This is a genomic window from Bacillus sp. FSL R9-9497 (genome assembly GCF_038005805.1).
Lineage (GTDB): Bacteria > Bacillota > Bacilli > Bacillales > Bacillaceae_G > Bacillus_A > Bacillus_A cereus.
Genome location: NZ_JBBOTY010000001.1, coordinates 4,732,576 through 4,742,500 on the forward strand (window position 1 = coordinate 4,732,576; position 9,925 = coordinate 4,742,500).

Here is a 9,925-nt window from a genome sequence, read left to right on the forward strand (position 1 = left end):
TTCTATTTCCCTTCAGCAATTAATACTACATCGTCAACATTCTTTTCTGGACGAATGATTGTTCCATCTTCGATAACCATTTCTGATCCAACAATCGCTCTTTCAATCACAACATTTTTACCAATCTTAGCCCCTGGCATAACGACAGAATCAATCACCATACTTCCTTCTTCCACCGTCACTCCTTGGAATAACACAGAATGCTTCACGTCCCCTTCAATGACGCACCCTTCGTTAATAAGCGATTCTTCTACTTTCGCCTTTTCAGCAATATATTGAGGCGGTTCGTTTGGATTGACAGAGTAAATACGCCAATTACGATCATTTAAATTCAGTGATGTTTCATCGCGAAGCAAATCCATATTCGCTTCCCATAAGCTCTTCACCGTTCCAACATCTTTCCAATATCCTTCAAACGGATACGCCATTAGCTTCTTCCCTTCATCCAATAAAAGCGGAAGTACGTCTTTTCCGAAATCGTTACTAGATTCAGGGTTTCTTGCATCCATCTCTAAATACTCTTTCAAAATTGACCAATTAAAAATATAGATTCCCATTGATGCAAGATTACTTCTTGGAAATTGCGGTTTCTCTTCAAACTCAACAATCTCCATTTCTTCATTTGTATTCATAATGCCAAAGCGACTTGCTTCATCCCAAGGTACTTCAATAACAGAAATGGATACGTCCGATTCTTTCTCAATATGGTAATCTAGCATCTTACTGTAATCCATTTTATAAATATGGTCGCCTGATAAAATGAGAACATACTCCGGTTCATACTGACTTAAATAGTTTAAGTTTTGATAAATGGCACTTGCCGTACCTGTATACCACTTAACCCCTGAAGACTCCGCATAAGGAGGTAAGACTGTGACCCCACCGTTTACTCGGTCTAAATCCCACGCATTTCCGATTCCGATATAATTATGAAGTTCGAGTGGTTGATATTGCGTTAAAATCCCAACCGTTTCAATACCAGAATTCGCACAGTTACTTAGCGTAAAATCAATAATGCGATATTTACCACCAAATGGAACAGCTGGCTTGGCTAAATTCTTTGTTAATGCACTTAAACGACTACCTTTTCCCCCTGCTAGTAACATTGCTACGCACTTTTGTTTTTGAGCCATCTTGTTTTTTGCTCCCCTTTCTCGTCTTCACTGGTCGTAATATGGATACGCCAAATGGTGGAATTGTAATTTCTACATGTGCTGCTTGATTATGAAACGGTTCTTGAATCGCCTTCAGACGTTTCTTATTTACTTGCCCTGACCCGCCATATTGCTCAGCATCACTATTTAAAATCTCGTTATAATACTCGAAATCTGGTACACCTACTTTATAGTTTTCATATGTAGCTTTCGTAAAATTACATACGATAACTAATGCATCTTCTTGTTTATCCCCTTGGCGGATAAATGAGAAAATACTTTGCTCGTTATTATTAGCATCAATCCACTGAAAACCTTCAGGCGAATGATCAAGCTGCCAAAGTGGTTTTGAGCGCTTATACAATGCTATGAGCTCTTTAAAGTAATCATGCATATAACGATGCATTTCAAAATCATGTAAATTCCAATCTAAATCTTCAAGGTCTTTCCACTCATCAAACTGCCCGAATTCTCCTCCCATGAAAAGTAATTTCTTTCCTGGGTGAGTAAAGAAATATCCATATAATAAACGAAGCTGAGCAAACTTATCCCAGTAATCACCTGGCATTTTATTTAATAATGACTTTTTCCCATGAACGACTTCATCATGAGAAAGGGGTAATATGAAGTTTTCAGAGTAAGCATATAGTAAAGAGAACGTCATTTTCTCATGAATATATTTTCTGTACTCTGGCGCACACTCCATATATTTCAGCACGTCATTCATCCAACCCATATTCCATTTGTAATTGAATCCAAGCCCACCTTCATACGTTGGTGCTGTTACAAGTGGCCAAGCTGTTGAATCCTCTGCCGTCATAAGAAAATCTTCATCCTCTGCAAATACCGCTTCATTTAACTCCCGTAAAAATGAAACAGCGTACTCATTACTTTGCTCTTGTCCTTCTTTATTCCAGTACAACATGTTCGCAACTGCATCTACTCTGAAACCATCAATATGGAAATATCTCATCCAAAATAACGCATTTGAAATTAAGAAATTACGTACCTCTCTCTTTCCTAAATCAAAATTGACAGTTCCCCATACTAGATTTTCTTGTACATCTTTATCTTTATATTCATAGGTCGGTGTGCCATCAAACAAATATAAACCGTGAGCATCTTTACAAAAGTGCCCCGGTACCCAATCTAAAATGACACCGATTCCATATTTATGACATTCGTCGACAAAATACATTAAATCATGCGGTGTACCAAATCTACTCGTCGCTGCATAATATCCCGTTCCTTGATATCCCCAAGAACGATCATATGGATGCTCAACAAGCGGCATAATTTCAATATGTGTAAATTGATGTTCCACCACATACGGAATGAGTTCTTCCGCCATTTCCCTGTAAGAATATAGTGTTCCGTCTTCTTTCTTTTTCCAAGAACCAAAATGTAATTCATAAACTGTCATCGCTTCTTTATAAATCGTTTTTTTCTTTTTCTTACGATTCCAGTTTTTATCATTCCATTCATATCCTTTTATATCAAAAACTACAGATGCCGTATTCGGTCTTACTTCTGCATATATAGCATACGGATCTGCCTTTAAAATGACGTCACCAGCCAACGTTTCAATCGCATATTTATATATTTCTCCTTCTTCAATATGCGGTATAAATAAGGACCAAATGCCTTCTTCTGTCACTTGTAGCATCTTATGTTGCTCATAATCCCACTCATTAAAATCTCCAACAACACTCATTGCTTTCGCATGAGGAGCCCACACTGTAAATCGTACCCCTTGAATCTCATCTTCCGTCACAACATGTGCGCCAAAGATGTTATAACTTTCATAGTACTTTTCTGTATGAAACTCATCTCGTTTCACTTCTTCACAATTTATTACACTCAATATGCTCACCTCACTTAGATGACAGAATTTTTTATACTTTAACTATTTCTGCGAAAAACTGCAATATCCTTGTTAATTTATAAAAAACATTCGTTTTTTTCTTAAAAATGTTAGTTTTTCTTCACATTTCCGTGTAAAATATCGAATTTTGACGAATATTCATTGTAAACGCTTCATTCTACTTCTATATTTCCGCCTATTATTTTTTTCTCAACCTTTATTTTATTATGTTTATCCTATTTTTCATGCTATTTTCCACTCAAAATCAAAACAAAATAATCCGTCATAAAAAAATGTTTCTCAATATTTTTTGTCACAATGTTATTGAAATGCGAAATTTAATCCTGCTTTTGAAAAGCTACTTTCCGAAAAAGGAGTAACCGCAAAAGTAAATGAACCGAAACTAGAGGCAGGTTCTGTTACAGTTGGCAGCGCTATCGATGACAAAAACTTTGCTGGATTAGATGGTGATTTCCCGTTCATTGATGTAACTTTCAAAGTAGAAAATGATGAATTTTATGAAGCAAACGCTCAATTAGAGTCACCAATTTTTGTTTACTGGAAACAAGGTGAATCAGAACCAAATAGAATGCGTGTACTTCAAGATCAAACATTCTCAGTTATGTCCTTAAACTCACTAGTAGAAGGAAATATTAAACCTGGTGCGTTCTTAAATGAACGCGAATATTTAGATGAAAAGTTCGATTATACAAAGCTTGGCGTAAAAGTATATGCGACTGATTCTTACCGTCATAAGTTTGAAGGCTCACTAGATAAATACGGATACTTCAAACTAAATGGACTTCCAGTTAATAAACGCGACTATCACTTATATGTAGAGGTGCCAGGACATTTAACAAGCCGCCTAACAACGAAACTTGGTACTGAAAAAGACGGTAAGCTGCTTGGCCAATATTATTATGCAAGACCTGACGAAAACCTTGCTGGCGATGTAAATGCTCATAAAGTAATCGATATTAAAGATGCTGAAATTATCGCTAGCAACTATGGTAAAAAAGGACTAACTGTAAAAGACGGAGACCTTAATAAAGATGGTATTGTCGACGAAAAAGATATTCGCTTCGTTGAAAGGAACTTCTTGAAAAAAGGTCCAGATGCATCTAAATCACAAACACCTGTAGGAAAATCCAAAAGCGGTACACTGGCAGATATTTTAAAGAAATTAGGATTAACACCTAAAAAATAATAAAATGAAACTTTAATCAGTGGGTTTTTACTGCCCGACAAATAGCGGAATAATAAAGAGCACTCTACGTAAAATAGAGTGCTCTTTTCTATAAACGACCCTTATCCAGCAAAAGGGGTATATTGGGGATATACAAGGGATACCGGAAAAGGAATTTATATCAAATTATATAAGTTCAGAGGTAAGAAGCAGTTTCCCACCTCTGAATTATTTAGCAATTATTATAGTACTGGTGCCATTGTTTCTTTTAATACTTTTACAGAATGAGCGAATTTCGCTTTTTCCTCTTCATTTAGCTCAAGTTCTACGATTTCACGTACACCTTCGCGGTTAATTACAGCTGGAACACCTACGTAAGCATCTTTCTCGCCGTATTGACCTTCAAGGTATGCAGATACAGTTAATACGCTGTTCTCGTTGTTTAAGATTGCTTTAGTTACACGAAGTAGTGACATACCGATTCCGTAGTAAGTTGCACCTTTACGCTCGATGATATGGTAAGCTGCATCACGTACGTTTTCGAAGATTTTGTCTAAGTCTTCTTGTTTGTACTGTTCGTTGTTAGCTAAGATTGTTTCTAATTTTTGTACACCGATAGTAGCGTGGCTCCATACTGGAAGTTCAGTGTCACCGTGTTCACCAACGATGTAAGCATGAACGTTGCGTGGATCTACATCTAAGTAGTCACCTAACATGTAACGGAAACGAGCAGAGTCTAAAGTAGTACCAGAACCGATTACGCGCTCTTTCGGTAAACCAGATTCTTTCCAAGTTACGTAAGTTAAAATATCAACTGGGTTAGTTGCGATTAAGAAGATTCCATCGAATCCGCTATCCATAATGCCGCGAACGATTTGTTTAAAGATCTTTGTATTTTTCTCAACTAAGTCTAAACGAGTTTCACCTGGCTTTTGTGGTAACCCAGCAGTGATAACAACTAAATCTGCATCTTTACAATCTGCATAGCTACCGCTCCAAACTTTTGTTGGTGATGGAGAGAATGGTACCGCATGACTTAAGTCCATTGCTTCCCCTTCTGCTTTTGCTTCATTAACATCTACTAATACGAATTCTTCAGCTACACCTTGGTTGATCATTGAGTAAGCGTAACTACAACCTACAGCTCCTGTTCCTACTAATACTACACGATTGATACCTTTTTTCATGGTAATTTCCCCTCTCTATTGTTCACATATATTTTTTTATGATTGTTTAAGTAATTAATTAAAATACTAATTTAATGTTGTTTAACTTCTTTACATTCATATTGTAGCATGTATTATTGTGAATTACTTCACAAATTATGACCTATTTGTGAACTTTTTCACATAGAGTGTAAAGTTATTGGAACAGGTGTGGAATCCATTTCAATGGAGGCGTTTTCTTTAGATTGTGAAAGGGTTTTTCTTGTGTTTTTCGTCGGTAAGTGAAATTATATCGGCGATTTTTAGAATATATCGACCGTAACTCCAAATATATCAGCGATTATTAAAATTTATCGATCGTAACTCAAATTATATCAGCGATTTTTGCAATATATCGACTTACCGACAAAACTCGACAATACTGACAACATAAAAAAGCTGTCTTTTCATATTTCTTCTATTGCATAAAAGATGCAGACTATCCAAAGTCCACCTTTATACAACAAAAAAGAGATAGCAGATTATGCTATCTCTTTTAGTATGACCCGTACGGGATTCGAACCCGTGTTACCGCCGTGAAAGGGCGGTGTCTTAACCACTTGACCAACGGGCCAATTCTGGCAGAGAAGAAGGGATTCGAACCCTCGCACCGCGTTCGCGATCTACTCCCTTAGCAGGGGAGCCCCTTGAGCCACTTGGGTACTTCTCTATAAATATGGCTCCGCAGGTAGGACTCGAACCTACGACCGATCGGTTAACAGCCGATAGCTCTACCACTGAGCTACTGCGGAACAATTATGGTGGGCCTAAATGGACTCGAACCATCGACCTCACGCTTATCAGGCGTGCGCTCTAACCAGCTGAGCTATAGGCCCATAATTGAAAAGCGGGTGAAGAGAATCGAACTCTCGACCAGAGCTTGGAAGGCTCTTGTTTTACCACTAAACTACACCCGCATTAAATTGTAAATGGTGAGCCATGAAGGACTCGAACCTTCGACCCTCTGATTAAAAGTCAGATGCTCTACCAACTGAGCTAATGGCTCATTTTGAAAGTGGTGCCGACTAGAGGACTTGAACCCCCAACCTACTGATTACAAGTCAGTTGCTCTACCAATTGAGCTAAGTCGGCTCGTGATTTCAAAATGGTGGCTCGGGACGGAATCGAACCGCCGACACGAGGATTTTCAGTCCTCTGCTCTACCGACTGAGCTACCGAGCCTTTATGTAAAAAATGGCGGTCCCGACCGGGGTCGAACCGGCGATCTCCTGCGTGACAGGCAGGCATGTTAACCACTACACCACGGGACCATTTGGTTGCGGGGACAGGATTTGAACCTGCGACCTTCGGGTTATGAGCCCGACGAGCTACCGTGCTGCTCCACCCCGCGATGATAAAATATTCACTTTAGAAAAAATGGAGGAGGTAGAGGGATTCGAACCCCCGCGCGACTCTCGCCGCCTGTCGGTTTTCAAGACCGATCCCTTCAGCCGAACTTGGGTATACCTCCGAGATATATACGTCTAATGGTGGACCTTGTAGGACTCGAACCTACGACCGGACGGTTATGAGCCGTCTGCTCTAACCAGCTGAGCTAAAGGTCCTTTATGGTAGCGGCGGAGGGGATCGAACCCCCGACCTCACGGGTATGAACCGTACGCTCTAGCCAGCTGAGCTACACCGCCATAAATGATATTAATATAAGTGGAGCCTAGCGGGATCGAACCGCTGACCTCCTGCGTGCAAGGCAGGCGCTCTCCCAGCTGAGCTAAGGCCCCATGTTTTTTGGGAATATCGGGAAGACAGGATTTGAACCTGCGACCCCCTGGTCCCAAACCAGGTGCTCTACCAAGCTGAGCCACTTCCCGTTAATAAAAGCGCGCCCGAGAGGAGTCGAACCCCTAACCTCTTGATCCGTAGTCAAACGCTCTATCCAATTGAGCTACGGGCGCATATGGTGCCGAGGGCGGGGGTCGAACCCGCACGGTGGTCACCCACCGCAGGATTTTAAGTCCTGTGCGTCTGCCTGTTCCGCCACCCCGGCATGTCATATTGAAAATTGGAGCGGAAGACGGGATTCGAACCCGCGACCCCAACCTTGGCAAGGTTGTATTCTACCACTGAACTACTTCCGCAAGACATTTATGAGTTATTTAATTAAAAGTGCGGGTGAAGGGAGTCGAACCCCCACGCCAAAGGCGCCAGATCCTAAGTCTGGTGCGTCTGCCAATTCCGCCACACCCGCATATTAATTTATTTAAGAAAAATGGGGCGACTGATGGGAATCGAACCCACGAATGCCGGAGCCACAATCCGGTGCGTTAACCACTTCGCCACAACCGCCATGATTTCTGGTGCCGACTAGAGGACTTGAACCCCCAACCTACTGATTACAAGTCAGTTGCTCTACCAATTGAGCTAAGTCGGCTAAATGGTGGAGGATGACGGGATCGAACCGCCGACCCCCTGCTTGTAAGGCAGGTGCTCTCCCAGCTGAGCTAATCCTCCATTTGCCTGGCAACGTCCTACTCTCACAGGGACAAGGTCCCAACTACCATCGGCGCTAGAGAGCTTAACTTCCGTGTTCGGTATGGGAACGGGTGTGACCTCTCTGCCATCATTACCAGACTGTATTCATTTAAGACAAGAATCATTTTAACTTATTTAACTTTTAAAGTCAACAAGTTTTTTATATTCTTTCAAAACTAGATAACATTGCTTCATATTATATGGTTAAGTCCTCGATCTATTAGTATTCGTCAGCTCCACATGTCACCATGCTTCCACCTCGAACCTATCAACCTGATCATCTTTCAGGGATCTTACTAGCTTACGCTATGGGAAATCTCATCTTGAGGGGGGCTTCATGCTTAGATGCTTTCAGCACTTATCCCTTCCGCACATAGCTACCCAGCTATGCCCTTGGCAGAACAACTGGTACACCAGCGGTGCGTCCATCCCGGTCCTCTCGTACTAAGGACAGCTCCTCTCAAATTTCCTACGCCCACGACGGATAGGGACCGAACTGTCTCACGACGTTCTGAACCCAGCTCGCGTACCGCTTTAATGGGCGAACAGCCCAACCCTTGGGACCGACTACAGCCCCAGGATGCGATGAGCCGACATCGAGGTGCCAAACCTCCCCGTCGATGTGGACTCTTGGGGGAGATAAGCCTGTTATCCCCGGGGTAGCTTTTATCCGTTGAGCGATGGCCCTTCCATGCGGAACCACCGGATCACTAAGCCCGACTTTCGTCCCTGCTCGACTTGTAGGTCTCGCAGTCAAGCTCCCTTATGCCTTTGCACTCTACGAATGATTTCCAACCATTCTGAGGGAACCTTTGGGCGCCTCCGTTACACTTTAGGAGGCGACCGCCCCAGTCAAACTGCCCACCTGACACTGTCTCCCGGGTCGATAAGACCCGTAGGTTAGAATTTCAATACAGTCAGGGCGGTATCCCACCAGCGCCTCCACCGAAGCTAGCGCTCCGGTTTCAATGGCTCCCGCCTATCCTGTACAAACTGTACCAAAATTCAATATCAGGCTACAGTAAAGCTCCACGGGGTCTTTCCGTCCTGTCGCGGGTAACCTGCATCTTCACAGGTACTATAATTTCACCGAGTCTCTGGTTGAGACAGTGCCCAAATCGTTACACCTTTCGTGCGGGTCGGAACTTACCCGACAAGGAATTTCGCTACCTTAGGACCGTTATAGTTACGGCCGCCGTTTACTGGGGCTTCAGTTCAGAGCTTCGCTTACGCTAACCCCTCTCCTTAACCTTCCAGCACCGGGCAGGTGTCACCCCCTATACTTCGCCTTACGGCTTCGCAGAGAGCTGTGTTTTTGCTAAACAGTCGCTTGGGCCTATTCACTGCGGCTTTCCGTTAAGAAAGCACCCCTTCTCCCGAAGTTACGGGGTCATTTTGCCGAGTTCCTTAACCAGAGTTCTCTCGCACACCTTAGGATTCTCTCCTCGCCTACCTGTGTCGGTTTGCGGTACAGGCACCTTTTATCTCGCTAGAAGCTTTTCTTGGCAGCGGGGAATCAAAGACTTCGCTCCATAAGGAGCTTCCCCATCACAGCTCAGCCTTTATGATAAGCGGATTTGCCTACTTATCAGCCTAACTGCTTGGACGTGCACAACCAATCGCACGCTTCTTCTATCCTTCTGCGTCCCTCCATTGCTCAAACGATAAAGAGGTGGTACAGGAATATCAACCTGTTGTCCATCGCCTACGCCTGTCGGCCTCGGCTTAGGTCCTGACTAACCCTGAGCGGACGAGCCTTCCTCAGGAAACCTTAGGCATTCGGTGGACGGGATTCTCACCCGTCTTTCGCTACTCATACCGGCATTCTCACTTCTAAGCACTCCACCAGTCCTTACGGTCTGACTTCACTGTCCTTAGAACGCTCCCCTACCACTGATACCATTCGGTATCAATCCGCAGCTTCGGTGGTGTATTTAGCCCCGGTACATTTTCGGCGCAGAGTCACTCGACTAGTGAGCTATTACGCACTCTTTAAATGGTGGCTGCTTCTAAGCCAACATCCTAG

The 9,925-nt window shown here is 42.7% G+C and carries 3 protein-coding genes, 22 tRNA genes, 2 rRNA genes and 1 pseudogene (1 of these 28 cut by a window edge); 1 reads left to right on the plus strand and 27 read right to left on the minus strand.

What is annotated here, in order from left to right; genetic code table 11:
- Positions 1-2: 2 nt before the first annotated feature.
- A complete protein-coding gene (gene glgC / locus MKY21_RS24455; protein WP_000057604.1) occupies positions 3-1,133 on the minus strand; it encodes a glucose-1-phosphate adenylyltransferase in 1,131 nt (376 codons plus the stop codon).
- A complete protein-coding gene (glgB, locus tag MKY21_RS24460) occupies positions 1,081-3,018 on the minus strand; it encodes a 1,4-alpha-glucan branching protein GlgB (RefSeq protein ID WP_341077560.1) in 1,938 nt (645 codons plus the stop codon). The genes glgC and glgB overlap by 53 nt, the downstream gene beginning before the upstream one ends.
- Before the next feature lie 328 nt (positions 3,019-3,346).
- Between glgB and MKY21_RS24465 the strand changes: the two are divergent.
- Positions 3,347-4,225: pseudogene (locus MKY21_RS24465) on the plus strand (S8 family serine peptidase); the annotation flags it as partial.
- A gap of 221 nt (positions 4,226-4,446) precedes the next feature.
- On the opposite strand, the gene MKY21_RS24470 reads toward MKY21_RS24465, so the two are convergent.
- The 25 genes from MKY21_RS24470 to MKY21_RS24590 form a co-directional block, all read right to left on the minus strand.
- On the minus strand, positions 4,447-5,391 hold the full coding sequence (locus MKY21_RS24470; protein ID WP_000715339.1) for an L-lactate dehydrogenase: 945 nt from the start codon (positions 5,389-5,391) through the stop codon (positions 4,447-4,449).
- Between the two features lie 520 nt (positions 5,392-5,911).
- Positions 5,912-5,983, minus strand: a tRNA-Glu gene (locus tag MKY21_RS24475).
- 5 nt (positions 5,984-5,988) lie between these two features.
- A tRNA-Ser gene (locus MKY21_RS24480) sits at positions 5,989-6,079 on the minus strand.
- A 7-nt stretch (positions 6,080-6,086) separates the two neighbouring features.
- A tRNA-Asn gene (locus tag MKY21_RS24485) sits at positions 6,087-6,161 on the minus strand.
- Positions 6,162-6,168: 7 nt separating this feature from the next.
- A tRNA-Ile gene (locus MKY21_RS24490) sits at positions 6,169-6,245 on the minus strand.
- 10 nt (positions 6,246-6,255) lie between these two features.
- Positions 6,256-6,326, minus strand: a tRNA-Gly gene (locus tag MKY21_RS24495).
- Between the two features lie 13 nt (positions 6,327-6,339).
- A tRNA-Lys gene (locus MKY21_RS24500) sits at positions 6,340-6,415 on the minus strand.
- 10 nt (positions 6,416-6,425) lie between these two features.
- A tRNA-Thr gene (locus tag MKY21_RS24505) sits at positions 6,426-6,501 on the minus strand.
- 14 nt (positions 6,502-6,515) lie between these two features.
- Positions 6,516-6,591: transfer RNA gene (locus tag MKY21_RS24510), tRNA-Phe, on the minus strand.
- A 13-nt stretch (positions 6,592-6,604) separates the two neighbouring features.
- Positions 6,605-6,680 (minus strand) — tRNA-Asp (locus MKY21_RS24515).
- 3 nt (positions 6,681-6,683) lie between these two features.
- Positions 6,684-6,760: transfer RNA gene (locus MKY21_RS24520), tRNA-Met, on the minus strand.
- 27 nt (positions 6,761-6,787) lie between these two features.
- Positions 6,788-6,880: transfer RNA gene (locus MKY21_RS24525), tRNA-Ser, on the minus strand.
- 17 nt (positions 6,881-6,897) lie between these two features.
- A tRNA-Ile gene (locus MKY21_RS24530) sits at positions 6,898-6,974 on the minus strand.
- Between the two features lie 4 nt (positions 6,975-6,978).
- Positions 6,979-7,055: transfer RNA gene (locus MKY21_RS24535), tRNA-Met, on the minus strand.
- A gap of 20 nt (positions 7,056-7,075) precedes the next feature.
- Positions 7,076-7,148, minus strand: a tRNA-Ala gene (locus MKY21_RS24540).
- Positions 7,149-7,164: 16 nt separating this feature from the next.
- Positions 7,165-7,238, minus strand: a tRNA-Pro gene (locus tag MKY21_RS24545).
- 10 nt (positions 7,239-7,248) lie between these two features.
- Positions 7,249-7,322: transfer RNA gene (locus tag MKY21_RS24550), tRNA-Arg, on the minus strand.
- A 3-nt stretch (positions 7,323-7,325) separates the two neighbouring features.
- Positions 7,326-7,414: transfer RNA gene (locus MKY21_RS24555), tRNA-Leu, on the minus strand.
- Between the two features lie 16 nt (positions 7,415-7,430).
- Positions 7,431-7,505: transfer RNA gene (locus tag MKY21_RS24560), tRNA-Gly, on the minus strand.
- A 29-nt stretch (positions 7,506-7,534) separates the two neighbouring features.
- Positions 7,535-7,615, minus strand: a tRNA-Leu gene (locus MKY21_RS24565).
- A gap of 22 nt (positions 7,616-7,637) precedes the next feature.
- Positions 7,638-7,713: transfer RNA gene (locus MKY21_RS24570), tRNA-His, on the minus strand.
- A 9-nt stretch (positions 7,714-7,722) separates the two neighbouring features.
- Positions 7,723-7,798, minus strand: a tRNA-Thr gene (locus MKY21_RS24575).
- A gap of 4 nt (positions 7,799-7,802) precedes the next feature.
- Positions 7,803-7,878 (minus strand) — tRNA-Val (locus MKY21_RS24580).
- A gap of 4 nt (positions 7,879-7,882) precedes the next feature.
- A 5S ribosomal RNA gene (gene rrf / locus MKY21_RS24585) occupies positions 7,883-7,998 on the minus strand.
- A gap of 101 nt (positions 7,999-8,099) precedes the next feature.
- Positions 8,100-9,925 (minus strand): 23S ribosomal RNA (locus MKY21_RS24590) (it continues 1,097 nt past the right edge of the window).